Raw genomic sequence first — 24,320 nt, forward strand, 5'->3', positions numbered from 1 at the left:
TGCATACTGAGTATGCCCGCCGCAAGCGATCCGTGTTTTCTGGACAGCGAGCGCCCTTCGGTCCGATACTCGCTACATGAGCTCGACGCAGCCGCCTTTTCGCGCATCAGACGGGGAACGCGACCGCGCGATCGACGAGCTCAGGGACCAGGCCGTGGAGGGCCGGATCTCCCACGACACGTTCGTGGGCCGGGTTGACCAGGCGCTGCGCGCGCAGAGCCGGCACGAGCTCGACAAGCTGGTCGCGGACCTGCCGCGCAAGCCGACGATCAGGCAGCGGCTGACCGACGCCGTCGCGTCGGTCTCCGAGTTCACCACCCGGGTGCAGTCCGCGTGGCGGCGGCCCCGGCTGCCCAAGCTGGCACTGCCCGACGACGACCGGCTGCGTTACGTGGTGGGGCGCGGGTCGGCGTGCGACCTCGTCCTGTCGGACTTAACCGTCTCCCGGGTCCACGCCGAGCTGCGCCGCGAGGACGACGGCGAGTGGATGCTGGTGGACCTCGGCTCGCTCAACGGCACCCGGCTCAACGGGTGGCGGCTGGTGGGGCCGGCGCGGGTGCGGTCGGGTGACGAGATCTCGTTCGGCGACTGCGGTTTCATGGTGACCTCGGGCCAGCCGTCCTTCTGACGCGTCCGCCCAGAACCGCCCGACAAATACGGATATTTGCGGATTACAGCTGGCTTGTGCTGATCCATGCTGGCAGGGCGATTCCCCATTCATCTGGAGACCCCCCATGCGGCGCACCTCAGCATCCCTCGTCGCGGGCGCGCTCGTCGCGGCCCTCGCGTGGGCGTCCAGCCCCTCCTCCCCAGCCGTCGCCCTGGAGCCCTCCGTGGGCGTGGCGGACCTCACCCAGGACATCAACAAGATCCTCAGCGACTCCCGGCTCACGATCGCCAGAGCGGGCGTGGTCGTCAAGAGCGCCGCCACCGGCGAGGAGCTGTACGCCACGGACGCGGGCAAGCTCCTGACCCCCGCCTCCAACACCAAGCTGTTCACCTCCGCGGCGGCCGCCGAGACCCTCGGGCTCGACTACCGATTCCCCACCACCGTGCTCTCCTCGGGCCGCAAGGCCGGGTCGGTGCTGGCCGGCGACCTGGTGCTGCGCGGGACCGGCGACCCGACCATGCTGGCCGAGGACTACGACGCGCTGGCCGCCAAGGTCGCCGCCGCGGGCGTCAAGGTCGTGACGGGCAAGCTGGTGACCGACGACACCTGGTTCGACTCGCAGCGGCTCGGCAACGACTGGTCGTGGGACGACGAGACCGCCTACTACGCGGCGCCCATCTCCGCGCTGACCGCCTCGCCCGACAGGGACTACGACGCCGGCTCGGTGATCGTCTCCGTGGCCGCCGACGGCGACAAGGTCAAGGTGTCCACCACCCCGGAGACCGGCTACCTGAAGATCGTCAACAAGGCCACGGTCGGCTCCGAGACCGACGTGCTCATCGAGCGGCAGCACAGCAGCCGCACCGTCGTGATCACCGGCACGGTCAAGGACCCGTACCAGGAGTGGGTGGCCGTGGACGACCCCACGGCATACGTCGCGTCGCTGTTCCGCGCGTCGCTGAACAAGCACGGCGTCAAGGTGCTCGGACCTACCGCCACGGGCGCGGCCTCTGCCGAGGCCAAGGAACTGGCCAGGCACGAGTCGATGACGCTGGGCGAGCTGCTGGTCCCGTTCATGAAGCTGAGCAACAACATCCACGCCGAGATCCTCACCAAGGCCATGGGCCGCAAGGTCGCGAACCAGGGCACGTGGTCGGCCGGGCTCAAGGTCAGCACCGACTTCGCCAAGGCGAACGGGGTCCAGGTGATCAACATGCGGGACGGCTCCGGCCTGTCGCGCCGCGACGGCTTCTCGCCGGGCTCGATCGTGCAGTTGCTGACGGCGGTGCGGAGCAAGCCGTGGTTCAACACCTGGTACGAGTCCCTGCCCATCGCGGGCAACGCCGAGCGCTTCGCGGGCGGCACGCTGCGCAGCCGGATGCGCAACACGCCGGCCGCGAACAACGTCCACGCCAAGACGGGCTCGCTGACCGGGGTGACCTCGCTGTCCGGGTACGTCACGAGCGCCGAGGGCGAGCCGCTGATCTTCTCGATCATGCTGAACCAGTACCTGTCCGGCTCTCCCAAGGACATCGAGGACAAGATCGCCATCCGGCTCGCCCAGTTCACGCGCGCCGGCGCGACCGCCGACGCCACGCAGCTCCGCGCCACGGAGCAGGGGGAGGCGGGCGACCTCGAATGCTCCTGGCTGAAGCCCGTGCAGTGCTAGCCATCGCCTGAAACCGCGCGGCCCCCTGACGCCCAGGGGGCCGCTGTGGTTTACCGGGATCGGCTTGGAGCTCCAGGTTAGGTCTGAAATTTCCGTACATAGCCGACCGGGGAGCGCCAGAATGCGGGTTCGACGCAATGTCGAGCCCTGCACCGGAGGAAAGAAATGCGCGGACAGCTCCAGGCACTCATCTGCCTCGGGAGTCTGGCGGCGTCGAGTTTCCCCGCGACCGCCGCGCACGCCGCTGCGCCGGCCGCCGCGCCGGCCGCCACTGGGCAGGCGTGCCGCGTGATCGCGGCCAAGCCGGTCGTGACCAAGGGCGTGGTCCGGGGCACCGCCACCAGGACGGGCTGCACCGACCAGGCCCGGCTCAGGGTACGCATCCAGGTCGTCACGTCGGGCCCCGACCGGGTCCTCAAGAGCGGCTCGAAGACGGTCGGCACCGGGCGGATCACCGCGGGCGTGCGGTGCTCCCCCACCCCGCGCAGCTACTACGTGGTCGCAGTCGACTCGGAGGGGCGCGGCAGCCGGTCGCGCCCGGTGAGGCTGTCGTGCGCGTCGGGCGGCGGCTTCGCGTCCTCGATCGAGACGGAGGTCGTCAAGCTCTCCAACCAGGCCAGGGCGAAGAAGGGCTGCCGGCCCCTCGTCCACGACCCCAGGCTGCACCTCGCCGCCGAACGCCACTCGGCGGACATGGCGGCCAGCGGCCGCTTCACGCACGACTCCAGCAACGGCCGCACGTTCGACCAGCGCATCAAGGCCGCCGGTTTCTCCTTCAGCTCAGCCGCCGAGAACATCGCCACGGGCCAGCCCACCGCGGCCGCCGTGATGAGGGACTGGCTCAAGAGCTCGGGACACCGGGCCAACATCCTCAACTGCTCCTTCACCCACATCGGTGTCGGGCACAACGCCAAGGGACCGTCCTGGACCCAGGACTTCGCCGCCCATTGAGCCGAACCCACCGAGCCAAGGGAGCGTCGGGCCTCCACCGGCCACACCCGCCGGTATCCCACCGCACGCCCACGCGCTCCCTTCCGAGCGGGCCCGGCCGCGCCTCCCCCGCACACAGGACCGCGGCCGGGCCCGCAAACTCCCCGCTTACGAGCGGTCGGAGAAGCGGGCCAGGACCAACGACTCGACCACGCCGACGACCGCGTACGCCAGGATCGACACGGCGGTGACCACCACGATGTCCGCCCACACCTCGTCGTAGCGGAAGCCGCCGATCGCCCGCAGGATCTCGGCGCCGATCCCCCGGCCCGTGGCCAGCCACTCCGCGATGAGCGCCCCGATGATCGAGGCGGGCACGGAGATCCGGGCCGAGGCGAAGACGGAGGGCATCGCCGTCGGCACGGCCACCTTGCGCAGCACGGTCAGGCGCGTCCCGCCGTACGCCATGATCAGGTCGGTGGCCTGCGGCGAGGCGGAGCGCAGCCCGAAGGCGATGTTCACCAGCGCGGGGAAGAAGACCACGATGCCGCCGATCACGGCCACGCCCAGCAGGTCACGGCCGAAGATCAAGGTGATCAGCGGCGTCATCACCACGAGCGGCACCGACCGCAGCAGCATCGCGACCGGCATGAACGTCTGCTCGACGGTCCTGAACAGCACGAACGCGACCGCCACGACCATGGCGGCGATCATTCCGCTGGCGAACCCGATGGCCGCGTCCCTGATCGTGATGCCCAGCGCGCCGAACACGGCCTCGCGGTGGGCGGCCGACGAGGTCAGGTACTCCCAGACCTGCGGCGGGCGCTTGCCGACGAGCGGGCTGATCCCGAACGCCTCCAGGGCCACCCACCACGCGGCCACGACGATGACCACCGAAGGAACCAGCGGCCCGACGATCCTCAGCACGGTGCGGCCGATCACTGTGACTCGCCTCTCGACCAGGGGGTGACCACGCGGGCGACGAGGGCGACGATCGCGTACCCGAGCCCGGCGATCAGCCCGGACACGAGCGCGAGCCCCCACGTGCGCGGCACCTGGAACTGCTGCTGGGAGATCATCAGGGAGACGCCCAGCCCGGCGTCGTTGCTGCCGAGGTACTCGCCGATGATCGCGCCCAGCAGCGCGGAGGGCGCGGAGATCTTCAGGCCCGCGAACGTGCTGGGCAGGGCGGAGATGATCTGCACGTAGCGGAGCCTGGCCAGCCGGCCGCCGCCGTACACGGTGACGACGTCCAGGCTCGCCCGGTCGGCGGAGCGCAGCCCGAGCAGGGCGCCGATGAGCGTGGTGAAGAAGACGGAGATGGCGGCGAGGAAGACCACGGTGGCGTCGCCGCCGAAGACCACCAGCACGATGGGCCCGATGGCGAGCAGCGGGATGCAGTAGCTGATGACGGCGAGCTGGGTGGCGACGGCCTCCAGCCGGGGCACGAGCAGCACCAGCAGGGCCACGCCGATGGCCAGCCCGTTGCCCCACAGGAAGCCCCGGACCGCCGCGCCGAGCGTGGCCGAGACGTTGGGGCCGTAGAAGGCCCAGCCGTCGGCGCCCATGGCGGCCAGCACCGCCCAGGGGGTGGGCACCGCGCCGCCGCCCGCGAACACGGTCGCGGCGAGCAGCCACCACAGCGCGACGAGCGCGACGACGCCGATCAGCCCCTGGACGCGCCTCATGCGCCGTGCCCGAACAGCAGGTCGCTGAGGTGGTCGTGGATCGCGTGGAACTCGGGCGTACGCATCATCTCGGGGGTGCGGGGCCGGGGCAGGCCGATCTCCACCATCTCGATGACCCGTCCCGGGCGCGGGCTCATGACGGCGACCACGTCCGAGAGGAAGACGGCCTCGCCGATGCCATGGGTGACCATGAGCGTCGTGGCGGGCTTCTCGGTCCAGATGCGCAGCAGCTCCAGGTTGAGCCGCTGCCTGGTCATGTCGTCCAGCGCGCCGAACGGCTCGTCGAGCAGCAGCACGCTGGGCTTGACCACCAGCGCGCGGGCGATGGACACGCGCTGCCGCATGCCGCCGGACAGCTCGGCGGGCCGGGCCTTCTCGAACCCCTCCAGCCCGACCAGCTTGATCAGGTCCTCGATCACGCCGGGCTCCGGCTTGAGCCCGGCGACCTCCAGCGGCAGCCGGATGTTGGCCGCGACGCTGCGCCAGGGCAGCAGCGCGGAGTCCTGGAAGGCGATGCCGAGGTGGTGACTCCTGCGCAGCTCCTCGGGGGTCTCGCCGTTCACCCGGATCTCGCCCGACGTGGGCTCCTCAAGTCCCGCGAGGATGCGCAGCACCGTGGACTTGCCGCAGCCGGAGGGGCCGAGCAGCGACAGGAACGAGCCCTTCGGCGTCTGGATGTCGACTCCCTGGAGCGCGGTCACTCCCTTGCCGAAGGACTTGCTCAGCCCCGCGATGCTGATCCCCGTCATGACAGCTTCAGGCTCGGGTCGGCCTTGTAGATCTCGTCCAGGATCGTCAGGTCGAAGAGCTGCTCGGCCTTGATGTTCAGGCCGGCCTTGGCGAGCGAGGCGATGTTCTGCTCGATCAGCTCCGGCGTCATCGTGAACAGGCCGTTGGCCTTGACGTCGGGGGTGACCACGAGCTCGTTCTGCATCTTGGCCTCCTCGGTCTGCTCCTTGACGTCGAGGTTCTGGTCCTTGCCGTAGACGGTGGCGGCCAGCTCGGCGGACTTGGCCGGGTCGGCGACGGCGTCCCTCCAGCCCTTGATCTCGGCGGTCAGGAACGCCTTGAGCTTGTCGCGCTCCTTGTCGATGGTCTCCTGCGTCACCGTGAACGTCTCGGCGACCAGCGGCAGGCCGGCGTCGGCGAACAGCAGGTAGGCGGGGTCGTGGCCCTGCATCCGCAGGCGTACGGGACCGCTGGTGACGTAGCCGACGTAGCCGTCGAGCTGACCGGAGGTGAGCATCGAGGGGTCCGACTGGAACGGCACGCGGGTCACGCTCGACGGGTCGAGGTTGTTGGCCTTGAGCAGCGCGTTCCAGACCAGCTCGTTGGAGTCCTGGACGCCGATCTTCTTGCCGGCGAGGTCCTTGGCCTCCTTGATCGGGTTCTTGTTGAGCGAGACGATCGCGAACGGGTTCTTCTGGAAGGTCGCGCCGACGATCTTCAGCTGGGCGCCCTGCAGGACGGCCGGCGCGGTGATCGTGGGCGCGGACAGGCCCGCCCAGCAGCGGCCCGTGGCCAGGCCCGACTCGACCGAGGTGCCGGAGCCGCCGCCCGACAGCAGCTCGACCTGCGAGAATCCGGCGGCCTTGAAGTAGCCCTTGGTGTCCGCGAAGTACTCGCCGGCGAACTCGACGTTCTTCTTCCAGGAGAGCTGGAGCTTGACCGAGCCCAGCCCGCTCGCTCCGCCGCCGGGGGCGGCCGTGGTCTCGCCGCAGGCGGCCAGGCCGAGCGCCAGACCGGCCAGACCTGTTGTCCGCAGAAACGCGCGGCGGTCGAGGGAAATAGCCATAATTCATCCTTGAGCGGCGGTGAACGGGCAGGTCAGGACGGTATCCATTGATTATTACCATCGTGTGACGGTGGTTTTGGACGCCCGCGCACTGGAAGCCGTCACGCAGGGAGAATGCGGGAAAACCGCTGGCGAGCCCTGTAGGTCCCTACGAGAGGGCCACCCGAGGACCGTAGATCCCTCCAGCCACCCGGCGGCTCCGGTAGCGTCGGGCCTGAAATGAGACTCGACGGAATCCCCCTTTGGGACGGTACCGAATATCGCGGCCCAGTCGATCTGAGCTGGGAGCCGGACCGGATCATCAGCGTGCAGCCGGACGCCGAGCCGGGGCATAGCGGTCTGTGCGTGCTCCCGGGTCTGGTGGACACGCACGTCCACCTGGTCGGCTACGCGGGATCCGGCGACCCGCCGGACTTCGCGACCTGGCCGCTGGTGACCACCCGGGACGAGCAGGTGCTGCACGGTGTCGCCCACGCCCAGCGGGCGATGCGGCACGGCGTGACGACCCTGCGCGACCTGGCGGGCGACGAGGCTCAGATCGCGCTGCGCCGGGTGTTCGACGCCGGGGTGCTGCCCGGGCCGCGCATCCAGGTGCACGGCGTGGTGGGGATGACCGCCGGGCACAACGACCTGTTCGTGCCGCCCGCGTTCCCCGTGCGCAAGCCCACGGCGGACGGCCCCGACGAGTGCCGCAAGCTCGTACGCACCTGGGCCCGCGCCGGCATGGACGGCATCAAGCTCACGACCAGCGGCGGCGTGCTGTCGATCGGCGACAAGAACGCCTGGCGCAACTACACCCGCGACGAGATCAGGGCAGTCGTGGACGAGGCGCACGCGCTCGGCATGCTGGTGGCCTCGCACGCCCACTCCGAGGACGGCATCCGCGTGGCCGTCGAGGAGGGCGTCGACTCGATCGAGCACGGCACGCTCATGGCCAAGGACCTGGCCGAGACGCTCGCCGCCCGGGGCACTCCGGTCGCGCCCACGCTGCTGATCAACGAGGCCATCGCCCAGGGCCGCGTCCCCGTCACGCCCGAGGCCAGCGCCAAGGCCGCCGAGCTGATCGCCCGACGTGACGTGCTGCTGGCCCAGGCCGCGGCGCTGGGCGTGCGGTTCGTGCTCGGCACCGACGCCAACGGCCACCACGTGCAGTTCGGCGACCAGTTCGCCGAGGTCGTCCACATGACGCGGGTGCTCGGCATGGACGCCGAGTCCGCGCTGCGCGCGGCCACCTCCGACGCGGCCGACTCGATCGGCATGCCCGTGGGGCGGATCGCGCCGGGGCTGGGCGCCGACTTCATCGTGCTGCGCGGCCGCCCGTGGGAGCGGATCGAGGACCTGGCCACGGAGAACATCGTGGCCGTGGTCTCACGGGGCCGCGTCGTCGCGGGCCGCCTGCCCGTCTCTCCCTGACCGCAGCGCCAGGTAGAGGTCGGTACGGTCGCGCATCGACGACATGCGCCGCCCGGTCAGCTCCTCGATCCGCTGCATCCGGTAGCGCAACGTGTTGACGTGCACGTACAGCTCGTCGGCGGTGCGCTGCCAGGAGCCGCACGTCTCCAGGAAGATGTCGAGCGTGCGCAGCAGCTCGGAACCGTGCCGCGCGTCGTACTCCTCCACCGGCCCCAGCAGGTGATCGCGGAAGGACCTGCGCACGCTGGCCGGCAGCGCGGCCATCAGCAGGTCGAAGCTGTCGATGTCGGCGACCGACATGATCGACACCGGCCCCGGCCCGCCCCGCGCGGACACCATGCCCCGCCTGGCCGTCTCCAGCGCCTCGCCGAGCTGCGACACGCTGGCCGCCATCTCGCTGATGCCGGCGGCGATGCTCAGCCCGGGGCGCTCCGCCACCAGGCCGCGCAGCTCGTCGGCCAGGCTCTTGCGCGACGCCCGGCCGTTGACCAGCACGATCGCCTCGTGCGGGGTACCGCCGACGATCAGGTGCCGGCCCCTCCTGGCCAGGCCCTCGTGCAGGACCTCGGGCAGGTCGTACTCGCCATTCGCCGGTCCGGTCCGCGTGACCACCATGGCGGCGGTCGGCAGGCCCGGGTCGGCGCCGAGCAGCCGCAGGTGCGCGGAGACCTCACCCGGCGGGATGTGGCCCAGCACGTCGAGCAGCGTCTGCGCCCTCAGCCGTTCGGCCCTGCGCTGCTCGGCCGCGAACCCCTCGGCGGTCACGACCTGGGTTATCGCGCCGAACGACTGGTCGGGCGCGGCGAGGAGCAGCGGCAGCCGGCGCCGTTCGCACGCCTTGACCAGCTCCTCCGGCAGCTCCCCCAGCACGATCAGCCCCACGACCAGGCCGGCGACGTCGGTGGCCCACAGCGCCTCGGCGAACCGCTCGCAGTCGGCCGGCTCGCCGTACCAGACGCCGCTGGTGAGCACGAGGTCGCCGGACTGCAGGTAGCGTCGGGGGTCGGGCAGGTCCGTCGGGTACGCGCGCCGGACCTCCCGCTCGACCTCCTCGTGACCCGTCACGAGCGTCAGCCGCAGGTCGTCGCGCGCGAGCAGGTCCGACAGCCTCATGAGCTCCGATGTTATGCCAGACGATGAGAAACCTCCGAGGCGGACTGCCGCTACGGTCGCACCCCGGCGGGGCGTGGAGCGGCACTCTGATTAGGAGGTTTCTCATCGGAAACGCCCGCGAGTTCAGAGGTTCGCACGATACTCCCACCTCGCGGGGTCGGGTTTACTCGTTGCCATGCGTCCCAAAGCAGAGCTCCATCTGCACATCGAAGGCACCCTCGAGCCCGAGCTCGTCGTCGAGCTGGCCAGGCGTAACCGGATCGACCTGCCGACCTTCGACGTGGACGCCATCCGCTCCCGCTACTCCTTCACCGACCTGCAGTCGTTCCTGGACCTCTACTACGAGCACATGGCCGTCCTGCGCACCGAGGAGGACTTCTACGACCTCGCCGCCGCCTACCTGCGGCGGGCCAAGGAGCAGGGGGTGCGGCACGCGGAGATCTTCTTCGACCCGCAGGCGCACCTGAGCCGGGGCGTGCCGCTGGAGGTGGTGTTCGGCGGGCTGTCGGCGGCCTTGAAGGACGGCGACGTGTCGGCCGCGCTGATCCTGTGCTTCCTGCGCGACCGGGGGGCGGACGAGGCCGAGCAGGTGCTGCGGGCGGCGCTGCCGTACCGGGAGTCGTTCATCGGGGTGGGGCTGGACTCGGCGGAGGTGGGCTACCCGCCCTCGCTGTTCAGGCGGGTCTTCGAGATCGCGGTCGCCGAAGGGCTGCACCGCGTGGCGCACGCGGGCGAGGAGGGCGGGCCCGACTACGTCTGGGAGGCGCTGGACATCCTGCGCGTCGAGCGGGTGGACCACGGGATCAGGGCCATGGAGGACCCGCAGCTCGTGGCCAGGCTCCGGGACGAGCGGATCCCGCTGACGGTGTGCCCGCTGTCGAACGTGCGACTGCGCGCCGTGCCGTCCCTGCGTGACCACATCCTGCCCGCGATGCTGGACGAAGGGCTCGTCGTGACCGTCAACTCGGACGACCCCGCGTACTTCGGCGGTTACGTCGAGGACAACTACGCGGCGCTCCAGCGAGAGCTGGGAATGACGGGCGAGCAGCTCGACCGGATCGCCCGCAACTCCTTCGACGCGTCGTTCGCGTACGAAGGCTGAGCCTGCGGGACCTGCCCCTCGGCATCGGCCGCCGAGGAGCAGGCCCGGTAGCGGCATCGCTGTTTCTGGCGAGGTGTTCGAGAACGCCGCCTCCGAGGGGCCCTGCGTAGGGTGGCGGACGCGGATTCGAAGTGCGGGCCGACCACCTGCGCGAGGCCTCTCTCACAGACGAGATTGGGCGAGACCGTGAGGCCCGACCCTGCAGGTGGGCCCCTTGGTCACGTTTCTCAGCCGCTGAGGAGATCTCAGGCGAGCGTGCACTTCCGGTTGTCGTTCTCGCTGTGGCTGCCGAGGATGAGGTTGCTGAGGATGTCGCCGGTCTCGACGTTCAGCAGGCTGTTCTCGTTGTTGTTGATGTCGCCGCCGGCGATGTAGTTGTCGTCGCCACAGACGAACAGGATCTTCCGGTTGTCGTCCTTGTCCTTCGGCCAGCCGGTGGTGGTGGCCGCGAACGCGGAGCCGCCGAACACAGCCATCCCGGCGACGAGGCCGGCCAGAACGAGCCCGTGTCTATACATGTCGATTCCTCTCGGTTACAGACCAACTACTATCCGTAGCTGTCGAGAGGAATGTCCCCGGCCCTCAACTTCGACAAACACCCACACTTTTCACTTTTGGTCCGCATCTCACAGGAGAAATTGAGCGAGCCACGGGGCCCGACCTTTCCAGGCGGGCCCCGTGGTTACGTTTCTCAACCGCCGAGGAGACTGCTTCAGACGAGCGTGCACTTCCGGTTGTCGTCCTCGCCGTGCCGGCCGAGGATGTTGCTCAGGATGTCGCCGGTCTCGACGTTCAGCAGGCGGTTCTCGTTCTTGTTGATGTCGCCGCCGGCGATGTAGTTGTCGTCGCCACAGACGAACAGGATCTTCCTGTTGTCGTCCTTGTCCTTCGGCATGGTGGCGGTGGCCGCGAACGCGGAGCCGCCGAACACCGCCATCCCGGCGACGAGGCCGGCCAGAACGAGCCCGTGTCTATACATATCGATTCCTCTCAGTTACAGAACAACTACCCTACGTAGCCGTCGGGAGCAATGTCCCCGGCCGTCAACTTCGACAAACACCCGCACTTTTCACTTTTGACTCGCATCTCAACAGGCGAAATTGAGCGAGCCACGGGGCCCGACCTTTCCAGGCGGGCCCCGTGGTTACGTTTCTCAGCTGCTGAGGAGATTCAGGCGAGCGTGCACTTCCGGTTGTCGTCCTCGCTGTGGCTGCCGAGGATGTTGCTCAGGATGTCGCCGGTCTCGACGTTCAGCAGGCGGTTCTCGTTCTTGTTGATGTCGCCGCCGGCGATGTAGTTGTCGTCGCCACAGACGAAGAGGATCTTCCTGTTGTCGTCCTTGTCCTTCGGCCAGCCGGTGGTGGTAGCCGCGAACGCGGAGCCGCCGAACACAGCCATCCCGGCGACGAGGCCGGCCAGAACGAGCCCATGTCTGTACATATCGATTCCTCTCTGGTACATGTCCACTACTCTCCGTAGCTGCCGAGGTGAGATGTCCCCGGCCCTCAACTTCGACAAACGCCCACAATTTTGCTCTTGACCTGGCGAAATGCCCTGCATGGTGGAACCGGTGAACAGTTCGACGATCTTGACGTTGCGGTGTTCCCCTACGGGAACTCCTATACCTTTTCCAACCTCGCCACAGACCATGGCGCGGGCGCATCTGGGGGCTCAGACTGGTACGTACGGGAGGTGATCATGACCATGCGTGACGATCCGGCCATTCAGGCGGCTCCCGAACGGCGGTCCGAGCTCGACGCCATGCGTGCCCTCGTGGTGGTCGGGCTGGTGTTCTTCCACGCGTCGCTGGTGTTCGACTCTCAGGACGACTTCTACGTCAAGAACGCGGAGACGACCGAGATCACGTTCGTCATCGCGGCACTCTGCGTGATCTGGGCCATGCCGCTGCTCTTCCTCATCGCGGGGCTGGGGGCGTGGCACTCGATGCGCCGCCGCGGGCCCGGCGGGTTCGCCGTGGAGCGGTTGCTGCGGCTGGGGGTGCCGCTGGTGTTCGCCACCGCCACGATCATCCCGGTGCCGCAGTGGTTACGGTTACGCGCAGACCCGGCGTACCACGAGTCCTACCTGGCGTTCCTGCCGAAGTTCTACTCCGTGCGGCTGGACCTGAGCGACTTCCCCTTCATCCTGAGGGGGCCGTACTTCGAGACCGGCCACCTGTGGTTCGTGGTGCTGCTGCTCACGTTCTCGCTGCTGCTCGCGCCGCTGGCGCGTTACGTGCCGCAGGGGCCCGCCCGCCGGATCCGCGAGCGGCTCGCCGCGGTCGCCCGCCCGCGTTGCGGGCTGCTGCTGCTCGGCGTGCCCGTCGGGGTGGTCTGCGCCCTGGTGGGGCTGGAGGAGGCATTCGGCGGGTGGAGCCGCTGGGCGTACCTGGTGTTCTTCCTGTACGGGTTCCTGTTCGTGACCGACCCGGCCTTCCGCGCGGCGATGCGGCGGGACCGGGTCCCGGCGGCGGTGCTGGGGGCCGCGCTGATGGCGGTGGGAGTCCCGGGCTTCATGATCGCGGGCGACCTGCCGGGCGCCGATCCCTTCACCGATCCGACGCCGCTCGCGATCGGCGTGCGGGCGCTGTACGGCCTGGCCGGATGGTGCTGGCTGGTCGCGATACTCGGCGCCCTCGACCGCCGGCGCCCCGAGCGGGGACGGCCGCCCGGTCCGGGGCGGGAGCGGCCGCCGCGCCGGGTGAGCGCGTATCTCGCGGCCGCGGTGCTCCCGCTCTACGTGCTCCACCAGCCGATCGTCGTGGCGGTGGCCTATTTCGTGGTGGGATGGCAGGCGCCGATCCTGGTCGAGTATCCGGTGATCGTGGCGCTGTCGCTCGTGCTGACCGTGGCGGCCTACGACGTGCTGGTGCGGCGCACCAGGGTGACCAGGTTCCTGTTCGGGATGCGGGAGCCTACGGCAAGGTGAGGATGACCGGGCCGTCCGCGGTGATGGCGACCGTGTGCTCGACGTGCACGCTCCTGCTGTCGTCGCCCGAGCACACCGACCAGCCGTCCTCGGCCATGTAGTAGTCGTCGTCGCCCCCGGCCATCAGGCTCGGCTCGATCGCGATCACCAGGCCGGGACGCAGCCGCATCCCTCGTCCGGCGCGGGCCTCGTTGGGCACGAACGGCGACTCGTGCATGGCCCGCCCGATGCCGTGGCCGCCGAAGTCGTTCTGCATGCCGTATCCCGCGCCGCGCCCGACCGTGGACATGGCGTGGCCGATGTCTCCCATCCGGCCGCCGGGCACGGCCGCCTCGATGCCGGCGGCCAGCGTCTCCTCGGCAACCCTGATGAGCTTGAGGTCCTCCGCGCGTGGCTCGCCGACCGCGAAGCTGACCGTGCCGTCGGCGTGCCACCCGTCCACGAACGCGCCGCAGTCGACGCTGATCAGGTCGCCGTCACGCAGCCGGTACGGGGTCGGCAGGCCGTGCAGCATGACCCCGTTCACGGACGTGCAGATCACCCCCGGGTACGGGGTCGCGCCGAACGACGGGTGATACCCGAGGAACGACGCTCCGGCCTTCGCGTCCGCGATGACCGTCCGGGCCACCTCGTCGAGCGCCTTCAGCGAGACGCCGACGGCGGCCCGCTCGCGCACCGCGGCGTGGACGGCGGCGACGACCCGCCCGGCCTCCCGCATCGCGTCGATCTCCCCGGCACTCTTCAGCTCGATCACAGCCCCTCCTCACGTGCGACACCAATAACTATACCGGTATTACTATCACGCGGTGAGGGGTGGGCGCATCGCTCTAGTCGAGCCCCTTTCTGCCGGGTGTCCAGAAGGGCTTCGTCCGGACGTCCCTGCGCTGCCAGCCACGCTCGTCGACCAGGTGGGCCCGGATGGCCTGGATCGTGCGCGCCTCCCCGGCCAGGTAGGCCACGCCGGGCTCGTCCGGCAGGTCTAGCTCCCTGACGGCGTCGACCAGAACCTCGGACCTGGCCGCCGGCTTGCCTCCCCGGCACACCTTGACCAGCTCCTTGGGCAGCTCCAGATGGTCTCCGGGCCCCTCGGCCTCCACCGCGCCATATGCCGTCGCGCCTTCCGGGAGCGCCCGCAACATCGCGCCGAACGCCACCGAGGCCGTCTCCTCACCCGCGAACACGTGATAGCGGGCTTCCCTCGTGACGAAACCGCCGTCCGGCCTGGTGAAGGAGATCTCCATGCCGGGCCGGGCGTTCCTGATCCAGGAGGCGCCCGGCGAGTCGCCGCCGTGGTCGTAGCCGATCAGGTCGAGGGCCTCCCAGGTGGGGTCGTGCCGCCAGATCGAGTAGGTGCGCAGGACGCCGCCCAGCAGGCCGCCGCCGTCGCCGACGAAGAGGCGTACGTGCTGGCCGGGGGTCCATTCCAGACCGGCGAGCGCCTCTCCCCCGATCCTGACCCGCCGCATGCGGGCGGCCACCTCCTCGACCTCGACCACCTCACCCGTGAGGAACATCCGGTCGAGTAACCGTCGTGCGACGCTCCGCCTCATGGCGACTCCTTCCAAGGCCGTCTCCTGGTGTCCAGCTCCTCGATCCTGCGGCGGGCCTCCACGAAGACCTCCTGGATGCGCTCGACCACGGCAGGGTCGCCGTGCGCGTGGGCGAGCGCCTTCACGGCCGCCTTGACCAGGCGCAACGCCGGGCCGACGATCTCGGCGGCCTCGGGCTCGCGGAACATCCCCCACTCGCCCCTGCTGGCCGCCCGCCCCCACAGCCGCTCGATCCCGTCGGCCTGCTCCTCGGCCGCCCGCCTGCCGTCCTCGGTGACGTGGTAGACCTTGCGGCCGTCGGTCTGCTCGACGCGTACGAGCCCTTCGTCCTCCAGCAGCTGGAGGGTGGGGTAGATGGAGCCGGCGCTGGGCTCGTAGGTGCCGTTGAAGCGGTCGGCGAGGCGCCCCATGACCTCGTAACCGTGGCCGGGCCGCTCGACGATCAGGGCCAGGATGGCCAGGCGAAGCTCGCCAGGACCGAAGAAGCGCCCGGTGGGGCCCCGCTCGGGGCCGCGACGCGCGTTCATCATGACTCGGATGCTATATCGAACGATATAGCTAAACAAGTATCGATCGTTCCCATCTCGGCTCGGCCACCGGGCAAAGTCGCAGGACAGGGCTCTTCTTCGGAGGCGATGGCAGCGGTTGGTGATGCCGCTGGCGGGGGTATGGAGGCTTACGGTGCTGTTGTGGAGGGTGTGGGTTGCTGTTGCCGGAGGGTGGGTGCACCGTACGGCCCGCTTCCGCCCAACGCTCGCTATGACGGACGTCTGACAACAAGGCTACGACCTGTCTATGCCCGGCTCCTCGGCGAACATGGCAAAAGCCACCGAACGCGTCTTCGCTTCGTCACAGAGCGTGACCGTCGTGGCGCTGTACTCATCCAAGGTCCGGGGCACGCGGGCGAGCCATCCAACACAGGGGGGATTGATGAGTACACGGGGGAACGGCAGGCGGCTGCGGATCAGAGGTCTGCGCGCGCACGGCGTGCGGGCGCTGGCCGTGGGAGGGACGCTGGCCGCCTCGCTGCTGGCCGTCGCCGGGCCGGCGCACGCCACGACCGACGTGAGCGTGTCCGGTTCGGAACTGCACGTCTATGGAGGGGACGCGTCCGACAACATCGACTTGTCCTTGTCCGGCCGCTGGGTGATCGTTTCGAACTCCGGCGACGCGATCGACGCGTCCGCGCCGTGCAAGCGGCAGAGCGCCAACCGGGTGGCCTGCCCGGCCGACCAGATCGAGTCGATCGTGGCGATCACCGGGCCGGGTGACGACACGCTGCGCAACCGTACGCGCCTGCCGATGCGGGCGAACCTGGCGCCAGGGCGGGACAACCTCATCTCGGGTGACGGAGTCGCCACCATCGGCGGCTCCGGCAACGTGATCGAGATGTAATCGGGCGACGACGTGCTTTCCGGTAAAGCGGGCACCGACCTGGCCGTCGGCGACGATGGCACGGCAGGTGCGACGCCGAGGCCGGGAAGTTCGGCGAAAGCTGATCGCCGGGTGAGCGCCCCGCCGCTTCAGGAAAGGAGGCGGCGGGGCGCTGACTGGAACCGGCGGATCTCCGCCCCCAGCCCGCGCAGCGACTCGACCGGGAGCTCGACCTCCGTCCACGGAGGCGTGAGATCCGTGTCCGTGTAGCGCGGGACCACGTGAATGTGGAAATGGAAGACGCTCTGCCACGCGGTTTCGCCGCTCGCGTGCCACAGATTGACGCCCTTCGCCCCCAGCGCGCCCACGAGCCGGCGAGACACCTCCACGGTGGCCCGCATGACGTGGGCCGCCTCGTCGGGCGGGATCTCCGTCAGATCCCGGTGATGCGTTCTCGGCACGACGAGCGTGTGCCCTTCGGTGGCCTGGGCGACATTGAGGAAAGCGATCGTGTGATCGTCCTCGTGGATCGTCTGTGAGGGCTCGGTGCCCTCGGCGATCCGGCAGAAGGTGCATGTGGCGCCGCTCATGCCGCGGACTCCCGCATGCGACTGAAGGCCCCGGCGGACGAGACCGTGATGCCGCCGTCCGCGAGCACAGCGAGCCGGCGAGCGGCCTCGGTGTCCGTCATGGATCACGATGCTGGCAGCCCCTCCGAAACCCGCTCAACCGATTATCCGGCGCCGCTTATTGGGTGTCGTGCTCGAACAGGCGGTGGAGGAGCGCGCCCTGGCCGGATTGCAGCACGTGGCCGTGTCGGAGCGGGATCCAGAAGCACTCGAAACGCGTGGGCGGCTCGTTACCGTCATGGTCCTCGCTGCTCGCCCACCGGTCCGGGGTCTCCTCGTGGAGGGTCAGCTGGAAGATGTGGCGGCGTTGGAGCTCGGCGCGGTAGGGGGTCATGTCGTACTCGGCCACCCCGAGTTTCCGCACGACGGTGAGATCGTGGAGGCCGGTCTCCTCCCGCGCCTCCCTGAGCGCCGCGTCCCAGGGGTCCTCCCCTTCCCTGACGGTCCCTGCGGGGACCTGCACGCCCACTTCCTCAGGGCTGTAGTCGACGTGGCGGAACACGAGCAGCTCGTCATCTCGGACGATGTAACAGAGGGCCTTGTCGCGGATCGGTCTGTCAGGCATAGGCGATGATCGCATAGCGCTCGTCGTACACGGGACCGCCCCAAAGGTCGGCGTCGTCGCTGAGCGGCTCGACGCGCAGGTCGGCGACCAGCGGGCGGACGGCGGCGGCCAGGTCGGCGGCGCCGAGACCGCCGTGCCAGGGCAGCGAGCCGGCTCCCTCCACATAGGGCGACCCGGTCTCCCGCCAGCGGCCCTCCACGAGCACGAGCCTGCCGGACGGGCGCAGGCGGCCGGCCCACTCGCGCAGGGCCGCCTCGGGGTCGGGCAGGGTCCACACCAGGTGCCGGCAGAGCACCACGTCGAAGCGGTCGTCGCCGGTGGGCGGGGCGGCGGCGTCGCCGACCAGGAACCGCCCCGCGAGCCCGGCGGACGACAGCTTGGCGCGGGCCTGCTCGATCATCCGCGGCGCCACGTCCACACCGGTCACCCGGTGCCCGGCCGCGGCCAGCAGCAGGGACAGGGAGCCGGTGCCGCAGCCGACGTCGAGGACGTCGGCCGGATGGGCCGGGGTCCAGGCACGCAGGCGGCGGTCCCAGGCGGCACGCGTGCGGTCGGCCCGCAGGCCGTGGTCGGGCTCCTCGTCGAAGGTGGGGGCGGCGGCGTCCCAGTAGCCGGTGATCGCGGAGGTGAGATCGGACATGGGCCCGATCCTCTCAACCGCCACCGACAATCCCGCCCTCATGCCATCGTGATGACGACCTTGCCCCGGGCGTGCCCTCGCTCGAGGTAGGCGATCGCCTCGGGGACCTCGCTCAGCGGATGGGTTCTGTCGATGACCGGCCTGATCTTCCCCGCTTCGAGCAGGTCGCGCAGGGCCACGAGATCGTCGGTGCTCTCGTCGGCCACGTATCCGGCGACCAGGCTCTGCCGTGCGAACATGGACGACACCATCACGTGGATGATGCGGACCATGACCCCCAGCCAGCGTCCGCCCTTGTCGCCGCTGTTGTGGACGTAGACGCCCCGGGGAGCGAGCACGCGCCGGCAGTCCGCCAGCGAGCGGTTGGCCACGTTGTCGAGGATGACGTCGTAGCGCTCGCCGCCGCGCGTGAAGTCCTCCTTGGTGTAGTCGACGACGTGATCGGCCCCGATCGACCGCACGATCTCCGCGTTCCCGGGCCCGCACACGCCGGTCACCTCGGCGCCCAGCGCCTTGGCGATCTGCACCGCGAACGACCCCACCCCGCCTCCCGCCCCGTTGACCAGCACCTTCTGCCCGGCCCTGACCTGCGCCTTGTCGCGGAGAGCCTGTAACGCGGTGACGGCCGCGAGCGGCACGGCCGCCGCCTCCTCGAACGTCAGCCCGGCCGGTTTACGCACCACGAACCCCTCCGCCGCAAGGGCCACGTACTCGGCGAACGCGCCCCGGCAGAAGCCGTACACCTCATCGCCGGGCCGCAGCGCGGTGACGCTCCTGCCGACGGCCACGACCTCCCCGGCCAGGTCGGCGCCCAGCAGATGGGCCTTGGGCCGGGTCAGCCCGGCCTGCGCCCGGAAGATGTAGGGCAGGCCGCGCAGCAGGTGCCAGTCGCCCGCGTTGACGGAGGCCGCCCGCACGCGGACCAGCACGTCGTCGTCGCCGAGCTCGGGCTTGCCGACGTCCTGGAGCTTGATGACGTCGGGCGAGCCGTAGGAGTGGTAGCGGACGGCCTTCATGGCGATGCCTCCATGGTCAGAGTCTTCGTTCATATGTAAGATTCTTCTTACACATGAAAGACGGTAACACCGGCCGACCGCCGACGACAATGCTCATCGATCGGTAGCAATTGCTGACCTATGGAGATGGAGCCATGGCCGCAGAAGGATCAGATAGCCGCGGCGCTACGCCAGATCAGCGCCGGATTCGCGGCGCTGGCCGATGCGATCTCGGCTGATCCGGCCCAACCCTCAGCGGACAGCCGGCATCGAGCGCTCATCGCCGAATGGGGGCGCGATGGCCTGACCAGGACCGAAGCCAGCGCGCTGTTCCGCAAGCACGGCTTCTCCCCCCAGGCCGCCGGCGGCTGGGCCCGAGGCGACTGGCTGGAGGTCCGCGAGGACGGCCGCCGCTATCTCACCGACCGTTCACTGCGCCGGCTGACCGAGCAAGGAGCTCCCGATGACGCACAGCCCCGTGACTGAGCCCTTCAGCGTCCGCCTCGAAGTCCGCATTTACGAGATCGACCCACAGCTCCACCTCAACGGCGGCTTTTACATCCAGTACGCCGACCACGCCCGCTTCACCTGCGTCCGGGCCGCCGGGGTGTCGATCGAGGATCTGCTCGGCAGCGGCCTCGGCCCCGTCAACCTCGAGACCGTCATCAAATACCACCGTGAGCTGCGTGGCGGCGACGAGGTGGACGTCACCTGCGACTGGGAGTGGAGCGGCGGGAAGACCTATCGGGTGCGCCATCTCCTGCGGCGGGTGGACGGCACCGTGGCGGCCGAGGTGAGCCACGTGAGCGGCCTGCTCGATCTGAAGACCCGACGACTGGTTCCCGATCCTGACCGCGAGTGGCGCACGAGAGCCACCGAACCCGAACTCCTGGGCCTCATGCCCTAAGGGCAGCCCCTGCGGACCGGCCGACCGCAGGACCACCTGGTCAGGCAAGGCATCCCCCGGAGCCGCGCTTGACCTCGCCGTCTTACGTCCATGTGTATATACTGATTGAAAATCGTATATACACATGGGGTGACAGGCATGACCAAGACAGTGATCGACCTCGACGATGAAGCCTTGGCCGAGGCCGCAAAGCTCCTTGGCACCTCGTCAAAGAAGGACACGGTCAACGCCGCACTGCGGGAAATCGTTGACCGGCGCAGACGGGCGGCTGCAGTGGCTCGCATGCGTGAGATGGTGGCCACGGGGGAGATCGACTTCTCTGTCCTCGAGAAGGGCGACGACGCGAACCAGGCCGTGGCGTGACAGAGCTCTTTCTCGTCGACACCAGCGCGTTGATCCGCTTCTACAGAGGACAAGTCGGCGCTGAATGGGACCAGACAGTCTCTGCAGGTCTAGTTGGCATCTGTGAGCCGGTGCGGCAGGAGTATCTGCGCGCTGGCGGAGGGCGACCTGCCTTCTACGAGGCCGACAGCCTGCTCCATGAGACCTTTCCGTACTATGTGATTCCGCATTCGGCCTGGGATGAGACGAGCCGATTGCAGCGCGAACTGGCGGACAAAGGTTGGCACCAATGTGCTTCCCCGGTGGATCTCCTCATAGCCATTACAGCTCGACATCACAAGCTGACCCTGCTTCACGCTGATGGCGACTTCGAAACCATCGCGCGCCTGACAGGACAGCAGTCGCGCTGGATCAGTTAAGTGTCCCGCGATCGGTGAGTCTGATCCACATAGTCGCCGTTTAACATGCTTGGTCGGTTGGCGCGAAGCGCCCGCGCGCCGGCAGGCGCGCCCAGGAAGGACGCCCGAGCGCAGCGAGGACCGCTCGGGGCGGGATCCAGCAGGCCAATCACCCAGACGGGCAACGGGTGGGTGCGCCTGGCCCACCACACCCGTTGCCCAATCCAGCAAACCCCGAACTACGCCTTCAGCCAGCTCATCATCGGACGCAGCTTGGCGCCCGTCTTCTCGATCGGGTTCTCGGCCAGCTCCTCGCGGTAGCGGCTGAACTCCTTCTGGCCGCCGTCGAACTCCTCGACGAGCTGCCGCGCGAAGGTGCCGTCCTGGATCTCGCCCAGGATCCGGCGCATCTCCTGACGCGTCTCGTCCGTGATGACGCGCGGGCCGCGGGTGTAGCCGCCGTACTCGGCCGTGTCGGAGACGGACCAGTACATCTTCGAGATGCCGCCCTCGTACATGAGGTCGACGATCAGCTTCATCTCGTGCAGGCACTCGAAGTAGGCGACCTCGGGCTGGTAGCCCGCCTCGATGAGGGTCTCGAAGCCGGCCTTGATCAGCTCGGACACGCCGCCGCACAGCACGGCCTGCTCGCCGAACAGGTCGGTCTCGGTCTCCTCCGTGAACGTCGTGCGCAGCGCGCCGGCGCGGGTGCCGCCGATGCCCTTGGCGTACGAGAGCGCCAGGTCCAGCGCCTTGCCCGAGGCGTCCTTCTCGACGGCCACGAGACACGGCACGCCGCGCCCGGCCTCGAACTGGCGGCGGACGAGGTGGCCGGGGCCCTTGGGGGCGACCATGCACACGTCGACGCCCTCCGGCGCCTCGATGAGGCCGTAGCGGATGTTCAGGCCGTGGCCGAAGAACAGCGCGTCACCCTCGACCAGGTTGGGGGCGACGTGGTCGGCGTACAGGTGGCGCTGGATGTGGTCCGGCGCGAGGATCATGGTGAGGTTGGCCTCCTCGACCGCCTCCGCCGGGGTGACGACCCGAAGCCCGTCGTTCTCGGCCTTCTCGCGGCTCTTGGAACCCTCCGGCAGGCCGACGCGCACGTCCACGCCGGAGTCACGCAGGGAGAGCGCGTGGGCGTGGCCCTGGCTGCCGTACCCCAGCACGGCCACGTGGCGTCCCTGGATGATCGACAGGTCGGCCTGGTCGTCGTAGTAAATCTCGGTCACTTGCTAAACCTTTCAGGCGGTACGGTCCAGTGCCCTGAGGGACCGGTCAGTGATGGAACGGGCGCCGCGGCCGATGGCCACCATGCCCGACTGGACGAGTTCTTTGATCCCGAACGGCTCGAGGACCTTGACGAACGCCTCGAGCTTGTCGGGGGTGCCGGTGACCTCGATGGTCACGGCGTCGGCGGCCACGTCGACGCAGCGCGCGCGGAAGAGGTTGACCAGCTCCAGCACGTGGGACCGGCTGTCGGCGTCGGCCTTGACCTTGATCAGCATCAGCTCGCGCTGGACGGACTGCGACGGGTCGAGCTCGACGATCTTCAGCACGTTCACCAGCTTGTTGAGCTGCTTGGTGACCTGCTCAAGCGGCAGCTCCTCGACGCTGACCACGATGGTCATGCGCGAGATGTCGTCGTGTTCGGTCGGCCCCACTGCCAGCGAGTCTATGTTGAAGCCCCTTCGGCTGAACAACGCGGACACGCGTGCCAGTACGCCCGGCTTGTTCTCGACAAGCACCGACAGAGTATGCCTACTCATCCTCGTTCTCCCACTTGGGCGCCATGTCACGGGCGATCTTGATGTCGTCGTTGCTGGTGCCTGCCGCGACCATGGGCCAGACCATGGCGTCCTGGTGGACGACGAAGTCGACCACGACAGGCACGTCGTTGATCTCCATGGCCTTCTTGATCACGGCGTCCACGTCCTCGGCACGCTCGCATCGCAGGCCCACACAACCATAGGCCTCGGCCAGCTTGACGAAGTCGGGGATGCGGCGGACCGTCTGCAGGTCGGTGTTGGAGTAGCGCTGGTCGTAGAAGAGCGTCTGCCACTGGCGGACCATGCCGAGGTTGCCGTTGTTGATGACGGCGATCTTGACCGGCACGCCCTCCAGGGCGCAGGTGGCCAGCTCCTGGTTGGTCATCTGGAAGCAGCCGTCGCCGTCGATGGCCCACACCGTGGATTCGGGGCGGCCCATCTTGGCGCCCATCGCGGCCGGGACGGCGAAGCCCATCGTGCCGAGGCCGCCGGAGTTGATGAACGTGCCGGGGTTCTCGTAGTCGATGAACTGCGCGGCCCACATCTGGTGCTGCCCGACGCCGGCCACGTAGTACGTGTCGGGCCCGGCGATCGCGCTCAGCCGCTCCATGACGTACTGGGGCGCCAGCGTGCCGTCCTCGTACGTCTCGTAGCCCAGCGGGTAGGTCTGCTTGTAGCCGTTGAGCGCCGTCCACCACTCGGTGTAGTCGCCCTTCTGGCCGGACGCCTGGATCACCGCGACCAGGTCGCCGATGACCTCCTTGCAGTCACCCACGATCGGCACGTCGGCGTGGCGGTTCTTGGAGATCTCCGCCGGGTCGATGTCGGCGTGCACGACCTTGGCGTACGGGGCGAACGACGCCAGGTCGCCGGTCACCCGGTCGTCGAAGCGCACGCCCAGCCCGATGAGCAGGTCGGCCTTCTGCAGCGCGCCCACGGCCGACACGCTGCCGTGCATCCCCGGCATGCCCATGTGCTGCGGGTGGCTGTCGGGGAACGTGCCGCGCGCCATCAGGGTGGTGACGACCGGGATGCCGGTCAGCTCGGCCAGCTGCAGCAACTCGGCGGAGGCATGCGCCTTGTGGACGCCACCGCCGACGTACAGGACCGGCCGCTTGGACTCGGCGATCAGCTTGGCGGCCTCGCGGATCTGCTTGGAGTGCGGCCTGGTGACCGGGCGGTAGCCCGGGAGCTGCATGGTCGGCGGCCAGCTGAAGGTGGTGTCGGCCTGCAGCGCGTCCTTGGAGATGTCGACGAGCACCGGGCCGGGCCGGCCGGTGGAGGCGATGTGGAAGGCCTCCATGATCGTGCGGGGGATGTCCGCCGGGTCCGTGATCAGGAAGTTGTGCTTCGTGATCGGCATGGTGATGCCGGAGATGTCGGCTTCCTGGAACGCGTCCGTGCCGATGGCCGCGCTGGCCACCTGGCCGGTGATCGCCACGATCGGCACCGAGTCCATGTACGCGTCGGCAATCGGCGTCACCAGGTTGGTGGCACCGGGACCGCTGGTGGCCATGCACACCCCGACCTTGCCGGTCGCCTGCGCGTAGCCCTCGGCCGCGTGACCGGCGCCCTGCTCGTGGCGTACGAGCACGTGCCGGACCTTGGTCGAGTCGTAGAGAGGATCGTAGGCCGGCAGAATGGCACCGCCCGGGATCCCGAACACTGTGTCGACTCCAACGTGCTCCAGCGCCCTCACCAGGGCCTGTGCACCTGTCATCCGTTCGGTCATCGGCTCGTTCCTTGCGTGGCTACTCGCTTAAGGACATAAAAAATGCCCCTTCCCACCGGACGGCGGGTCTGGGGCGGCGCGCAGGTCGAAGTGCTTCGCTATCGGCCTGCGCGCCGGCGAAGTACTACGAGAATCTCACTGCGAAGCATGGCCTACACCATAGCCGCACCG

The 24,320-nt window shown here is 69.1% G+C and carries 29 protein-coding genes; 11 read left to right on the forward strand and 18 right to left on the reverse strand.

What is annotated here, in order from left to right; all coding sequences use genetic code 11:
* Positions 1-76: 76 nt before the first annotated feature.
* The 3 genes from ACFKCF_RS25915 to ACFKCF_RS25925 all read left to right on the forward strand — a co-directional run bounded on the left by ACFKCF_RS25915 (position 77) and on the right by ACFKCF_RS25925 (position 3,230).
* Positions 77-628: an FHA domain-containing protein gene (locus tag ACFKCF_RS25915; protein WP_394497436.1), complete on the forward strand. Its 552-nt coding sequence runs from the start codon at positions 77-79 to the stop codon at positions 626-628.
* Positions 629-734: 106 nt separating this feature from the next.
* Positions 735-2,279, forward strand: a complete 1,545-nt coding sequence (gene dacB / locus ACFKCF_RS25920; RefSeq protein WP_394497438.1) for a D-alanyl-D-alanine carboxypeptidase/D-alanyl-D-alanine-endopeptidase — start codon at positions 735-737, stop codon at positions 2,277-2,279.
* Between the two features lie 165 nt (positions 2,280-2,444).
* Positions 2,445-3,230 carry a CAP domain-containing protein gene (locus ACFKCF_RS25925; protein ID WP_394497440.1) on the forward strand — a complete coding sequence of 262 codons (786 nt, stop codon included), beginning with the start codon at positions 2,445-2,447 and terminating at the stop codon, positions 3,228-3,230.
* Between the two features lie 147 nt (positions 3,231-3,377).
* Here the strand turns inward: ACFKCF_RS25925 and ACFKCF_RS25930 are convergent, their stop codons facing one another.
* The 4 genes from ACFKCF_RS25930 to ACFKCF_RS25945 are packed head-to-tail and all read right to left on the reverse strand — an operon-like array spanning position 3,378 to position 6,692.
* Positions 3,378-4,151: an ABC transporter permease subunit gene (locus tag ACFKCF_RS25930; RefSeq protein WP_318787075.1), complete on the reverse strand. Its 774-nt coding sequence runs from the start codon at positions 4,149-4,151 to the stop codon at positions 3,378-3,380.
* Complete coding sequence (locus ACFKCF_RS25935) at positions 4,148-4,897, reverse strand: ABC transporter permease (RefSeq protein ID WP_394497442.1); 750 nt, start codon at positions 4,895-4,897, stop codon at positions 4,148-4,150. The genes ACFKCF_RS25930 and ACFKCF_RS25935 overlap by 4 nt, the downstream gene beginning before the upstream one ends.
* Complete coding sequence (locus ACFKCF_RS25940) at positions 4,894-5,646, reverse strand: ABC transporter ATP-binding protein (protein WP_192787640.1); 753 nt, start codon at positions 5,644-5,646, stop codon at positions 4,894-4,896. The genes ACFKCF_RS25935 and ACFKCF_RS25940 overlap by 4 nt, the downstream gene beginning before the upstream one ends.
* A complete protein-coding gene (locus ACFKCF_RS25945) occupies positions 5,643-6,692 on the reverse strand; it encodes an ABC transporter substrate-binding protein (protein WP_394497443.1) in 1,050 nt (349 codons plus the stop codon). Before ACFKCF_RS25945 ends, ACFKCF_RS25940 begins: the two co-directional genes overlap by 4 nt.
* A gap of 219 nt (positions 6,693-6,911) precedes the next feature.
* On the opposite strand from ACFKCF_RS25945, the gene ACFKCF_RS25950 reads away from it, so the two are divergent.
* Complete coding sequence (locus tag ACFKCF_RS25950) at positions 6,912-8,105, forward strand: amidohydrolase family protein (RefSeq protein ID WP_394497445.1); 1,194 nt, start codon at positions 6,912-6,914, stop codon at positions 8,103-8,105.
* Here ACFKCF_RS25950 and ACFKCF_RS25955 read toward each other — a convergent pair.
* Positions 8,061-9,218, reverse strand: a complete 1,158-nt coding sequence (locus ACFKCF_RS25955; RefSeq protein ID WP_394497446.1) for a PucR family transcriptional regulator — start codon at positions 9,216-9,218, stop codon at positions 8,061-8,063. The two genes, ACFKCF_RS25950 and ACFKCF_RS25955, sit on opposite strands and share 45 nt — an antisense overlap.
* A 175-nt stretch (positions 9,219-9,393) precedes the next feature.
* Here ACFKCF_RS25955 and ACFKCF_RS25960 point away from each other — a divergent pair, with 175 nt between their 5' ends.
* Positions 9,394-10,320 carry an adenosine deaminase gene (locus tag ACFKCF_RS25960; RefSeq protein ID WP_394497448.1) on the forward strand — a complete coding sequence of 309 codons (927 nt, stop codon included), beginning with the start codon at positions 9,394-9,396 and terminating at the stop codon, positions 10,318-10,320.
* 245 nt (positions 10,321-10,565) lie between these two features.
* On the opposite strand, the gene ACFKCF_RS25965 is transcribed toward ACFKCF_RS25960, so the two are convergent.
* The 3 genes from ACFKCF_RS25965 to ACFKCF_RS25975 all read right to left on the reverse strand — a co-directional run bounded on the left by ACFKCF_RS25965 (position 10,566) and on the right by ACFKCF_RS25975 (position 11,760).
* A complete protein-coding gene (locus ACFKCF_RS25965) occupies positions 10,566-10,838 on the reverse strand; it encodes a hypothetical protein (RefSeq protein WP_394497449.1) in 273 nt (90 codons plus the stop codon).
* A 194-nt stretch (positions 10,839-11,032) separates the two neighbouring features.
* Positions 11,033-11,299 (reverse strand): hypothetical protein, encoded by a 267-nt coding sequence (locus tag ACFKCF_RS25970; RefSeq protein ID WP_394497451.1) that lies wholly within the window; start codon positions 11,297-11,299, stop codon positions 11,033-11,035.
* Between the two features lie 191 nt (positions 11,300-11,490).
* Positions 11,491-11,760 (reverse strand): hypothetical protein, encoded by a 270-nt coding sequence (locus tag ACFKCF_RS25975; protein WP_394497453.1) that lies wholly within the window; start codon positions 11,758-11,760, stop codon positions 11,491-11,493.
* 258 nt (positions 11,761-12,018) lie between these two features.
* On the opposite strand from ACFKCF_RS25975, the gene ACFKCF_RS25980 reads away from it, so the two are divergent.
* Positions 12,019-13,248, forward strand: coding sequence for an acyltransferase (locus ACFKCF_RS25980; protein WP_394497454.1), 1,230 nt, complete (start codon positions 12,019-12,021; stop codon positions 13,246-13,248).
* Here the strand turns inward: ACFKCF_RS25980 and map are convergent.
* From map to ACFKCF_RS25995, 3 genes are all read right to left on the reverse strand, one after another.
* Positions 13,235-14,002, reverse strand: a complete 768-nt coding sequence (map, locus tag ACFKCF_RS25985; RefSeq protein ID WP_394497456.1) for a type I methionyl aminopeptidase — start codon at positions 14,000-14,002, stop codon at positions 13,235-13,237. The genes ACFKCF_RS25980 and map overlap by 14 nt on opposite strands.
* Positions 14,003-14,075: 73 nt before the next feature.
* The gene (locus ACFKCF_RS25990; RefSeq protein WP_394497457.1) at positions 14,076-14,798 is read right to left on the reverse strand and encodes a siderophore-interacting protein; all 723 of its coding nucleotides are present in this window, start codon (positions 14,796-14,798) and stop codon (positions 14,076-14,078) included.
* Positions 14,795-15,328 carry a PadR family transcriptional regulator gene (locus tag ACFKCF_RS25995; RefSeq protein WP_394497458.1) on the reverse strand — a complete coding sequence of 178 codons (534 nt, stop codon included), beginning with the start codon at positions 15,326-15,328 and terminating at the stop codon, positions 14,795-14,797. Before ACFKCF_RS25995 ends, ACFKCF_RS25990 begins: the two co-directional genes overlap by 4 nt.
* A gap of 400 nt (positions 15,329-15,728) precedes the next feature.
* Between ACFKCF_RS25995 and ACFKCF_RS26000 the strand changes: the two genes are divergently transcribed.
* Positions 15,729-16,193 carry a hypothetical protein gene (locus ACFKCF_RS26000; RefSeq protein WP_394497460.1) on the forward strand — a complete coding sequence of 155 codons (465 nt, stop codon included), beginning with the start codon at positions 15,729-15,731 and terminating at the stop codon, positions 16,191-16,193.
* A gap of 128 nt (positions 16,194-16,321) precedes the next feature.
* On the opposite strand, the gene ACFKCF_RS26005 is transcribed toward ACFKCF_RS26000, so the two are convergent.
* The 4 genes from ACFKCF_RS26005 to ACFKCF_RS26020 all read right to left on the reverse strand — a co-directional run bounded on the left by ACFKCF_RS26005 (position 16,322) and on the right by ACFKCF_RS26020 (position 19,055).
* Positions 16,322-16,762 carry an HIT family protein gene (locus ACFKCF_RS26005; RefSeq protein WP_394497462.1) on the reverse strand — a complete coding sequence of 147 codons (441 nt, stop codon included), beginning with the start codon at positions 16,760-16,762 and terminating at the stop codon, positions 16,322-16,324.
* 157 nt (positions 16,763-16,919) lie between these two features.
* Positions 16,920-17,366 (reverse strand): NUDIX domain-containing protein, encoded by a 447-nt coding sequence (locus ACFKCF_RS26010; RefSeq protein WP_394497464.1) that lies wholly within the window; start codon positions 17,364-17,366, stop codon positions 16,920-16,922.
* Positions 17,359-18,006: a class I SAM-dependent methyltransferase gene (locus tag ACFKCF_RS26015; protein ID WP_394497465.1), complete on the reverse strand. Its 648-nt coding sequence runs from the start codon at positions 18,004-18,006 to the stop codon at positions 17,359-17,361. The genes ACFKCF_RS26010 and ACFKCF_RS26015 overlap by 8 nt, the downstream gene beginning before the upstream one ends.
* Before the next feature lie 38 nt (positions 18,007-18,044).
* Positions 18,045-19,055 (reverse strand): NAD(P)-dependent alcohol dehydrogenase, encoded by a 1,011-nt coding sequence (locus ACFKCF_RS26020; protein WP_394497466.1) that lies wholly within the window; start codon positions 19,053-19,055, stop codon positions 18,045-18,047.
* A gap of 93 nt (positions 19,056-19,148) precedes the next feature.
* Between ACFKCF_RS26020 and ACFKCF_RS26025 the strand changes: the two genes are divergently transcribed.
* From ACFKCF_RS26025 to ACFKCF_RS26040, 4 genes are all read left to right on the forward strand, one after another.
* The gene (locus ACFKCF_RS26025; RefSeq protein WP_394497467.1) at positions 19,149-19,487 is read left to right on the forward strand and encodes a hypothetical protein; all 339 of its coding nucleotides are present in this window, start codon (positions 19,149-19,151) and stop codon (positions 19,485-19,487) included.
* On the forward strand, positions 19,465-19,908 hold the full coding sequence (locus ACFKCF_RS26030) for an acyl-CoA thioesterase (protein WP_394497469.1): 444 nt from the start codon (positions 19,465-19,467) through the stop codon (positions 19,906-19,908). The genes ACFKCF_RS26025 and ACFKCF_RS26030 overlap by 23 nt, the downstream gene beginning before the upstream one ends.
* A gap of 138 nt (positions 19,909-20,046) precedes the next feature.
* Positions 20,047-20,271, forward strand: a complete 225-nt coding sequence (locus ACFKCF_RS26035; protein ID WP_364838048.1) for a type II toxin-antitoxin system VapB family antitoxin — start codon at positions 20,047-20,049, stop codon at positions 20,269-20,271.
* Positions 20,268-20,669, forward strand: coding sequence for a PIN domain nuclease (locus ACFKCF_RS26040; RefSeq protein WP_394497470.1), 402 nt, complete (start codon positions 20,268-20,270; stop codon positions 20,667-20,669). Before ACFKCF_RS26035 ends, ACFKCF_RS26040 begins: the two co-directional genes overlap by 4 nt.
* 218 nt (positions 20,670-20,887) lie before the next feature.
* Here ACFKCF_RS26040 and ilvC read toward each other — a convergent pair whose 3' ends face one another.
* From ilvC to ACFKCF_RS26055, 3 genes are read right to left on the reverse strand one after another with little or no spacing between them, the layout of a single operon-like run.
* Entirely contained in the window at positions 20,888-21,871 is a 984-nt protein-coding gene (ilvC, locus tag ACFKCF_RS26045; protein WP_394497642.1) for a ketol-acid reductoisomerase, read from the reverse strand.
* A 21-nt stretch (positions 21,872-21,892) separates the two neighbouring features.
* Positions 21,893-22,417 carry an acetolactate synthase small subunit gene (gene ilvN, locus ACFKCF_RS26050; protein ID WP_394497471.1) on the reverse strand — a complete coding sequence of 175 codons (525 nt, stop codon included), beginning with the start codon at positions 22,415-22,417 and terminating at the stop codon, positions 21,893-21,895.
* Positions 22,410-24,149: an acetolactate synthase large subunit gene (locus ACFKCF_RS26055; protein ID WP_394497472.1), complete on the reverse strand. Its 1,740-nt coding sequence runs from the start codon at positions 24,147-24,149 to the stop codon at positions 22,410-22,412. The genes ilvN and ACFKCF_RS26055 overlap by 8 nt, the downstream gene beginning before the upstream one ends.
* Between the last annotated feature and the right edge of the window lie 171 nt (positions 24,150-24,320).

The sequence above is a fragment of the Nonomuraea sp. JJY05 genome (genome assembly GCF_043496855.1).
Taxonomy (GTDB): Bacteria; Actinomycetota; Actinomycetes; order Streptosporangiales; family Streptosporangiaceae; genus Nonomuraea.

Coding starts and splice junctions, on each gene's coding strand:
- ACFKCF_RS26015 (WP_394497465.1), bottom strand. CDS start 18,006: ATGTCCGATCTCACCTCCGCGATCACCGGCTACTGGGACGCCGCCGCC.
- ACFKCF_RS25945 (WP_394497443.1), bottom strand. CDS start 6,692: ATGGCTATTTCCCTCGACCGCCGCGCGTTTCTGCGGACAACAGGTCTG.
- ACFKCF_RS26025 (WP_394497467.1), top strand. CDS start 19,149: ATGGAGCCATGGCCGCAGAAGGATCAGATAGCCGCGGCGCTACGCCAG.
- ACFKCF_RS26000 (WP_394497460.1), top strand. CDS start 15,729: ATGAGTACACGGGGGAACGGCAGGCGGCTGCGGATCAGAGGTCTGCGC.
- ACFKCF_RS25990 (WP_394497457.1), bottom strand. CDS start 14,798: ATGAGGCGGAGCGTCGCACGACGGTTACTCGACCGGATGTTCCTCACG.
- ACFKCF_RS26055 (WP_394497472.1), bottom strand. CDS start 24,149: ATGACCGAACGGATGACAGGTGCACAGGCCCTGGTGAGGGCGCTGGAG.
- ACFKCF_RS26030 (WP_394497469.1), top strand. CDS start 19,465: ATGACGCACAGCCCCGTGACTGAGCCCTTCAGCGTCCGCCTCGAAGTC.
- ACFKCF_RS25965 (WP_394497449.1), bottom strand. CDS start 10,838: ATGTATAGACACGGGCTCGTTCTGGCCGGCCTCGTCGCCGGGATGGCT.
- ACFKCF_RS25925 (WP_394497440.1), top strand. CDS start 2,445: ATGCGCGGACAGCTCCAGGCACTCATCTGCCTCGGGAGTCTGGCGGCG.
- ACFKCF_RS26005 (WP_394497462.1), bottom strand. CDS start 16,762: ATGAGCGGCGCCACATGCACCTTCTGCCGGATCGCCGAGGGCACCGAG.
- ACFKCF_RS25975 (WP_394497453.1), bottom strand. CDS start 11,760: ATGTACAGACATGGGCTCGTTCTGGCCGGCCTCGTCGCCGGGATGGCT.
- ACFKCF_RS25935 (WP_394497442.1), bottom strand. CDS start 4,897: ATGAGGCGCGTCCAGGGGCTGATCGGCGTCGTCGCGCTCGTCGCGCTG.
- ACFKCF_RS25950 (WP_394497445.1), top strand. CDS start 6,912: ATGAGACTCGACGGAATCCCCCTTTGGGACGGTACCGAATATCGCGGC.
- ACFKCF_RS26020 (WP_394497466.1), bottom strand. CDS start 19,055: ATGAACGAAGACTCTGACCATGGAGGCATCGCCATGAAGGCCGTCCGC.
- ilvN (WP_394497471.1), bottom strand. CDS start 22,417: ATGAGTAGGCATACTCTGTCGGTGCTTGTCGAGAACAAGCCGGGCGTA.
- ACFKCF_RS25980 (WP_394497454.1), top strand. CDS start 12,019: ATGACCATGCGTGACGATCCGGCCATTCAGGCGGCTCCCGAACGGCGG.
- ACFKCF_RS26010 (WP_394497464.1), bottom strand. CDS start 17,366: ATGCCTGACAGACCGATCCGCGACAAGGCCCTCTGTTACATCGTCCGA.
- ACFKCF_RS25960 (WP_394497448.1), top strand. CDS start 9,394: ATGCGTCCCAAAGCAGAGCTCCATCTGCACATCGAAGGCACCCTCGAG.
- ACFKCF_RS25955 (WP_394497446.1), bottom strand. CDS start 9,218: ATGAGGCTGTCGGACCTGCTCGCGCGCGACGACCTGCGGCTGACGCTC.
- ACFKCF_RS25970 (WP_394497451.1), bottom strand. CDS start 11,299: ATGTATAGACACGGGCTCGTTCTGGCCGGCCTCGTCGCCGGGATGGCG.
- ACFKCF_RS26035 (WP_364838048.1), top strand. CDS start 20,047: ATGACCAAGACAGTGATCGACCTCGACGATGAAGCCTTGGCCGAGGCC.
- ACFKCF_RS25940 (WP_192787640.1), bottom strand. CDS start 5,646: ATGACGGGGATCAGCATCGCGGGGCTGAGCAAGTCCTTCGGCAAGGGA.
- ACFKCF_RS25915 (WP_394497436.1), top strand. CDS start 77: ATGAGCTCGACGCAGCCGCCTTTTCGCGCATCAGACGGGGAACGCGAC.
- ACFKCF_RS25995 (WP_394497458.1), bottom strand. CDS start 15,328: ATGATGAACGCGCGTCGCGGCCCCGAGCGGGGCCCCACCGGGCGCTTC.
- dacB (WP_394497438.1), top strand. CDS start 735: ATGCGGCGCACCTCAGCATCCCTCGTCGCGGGCGCGCTCGTCGCGGCC.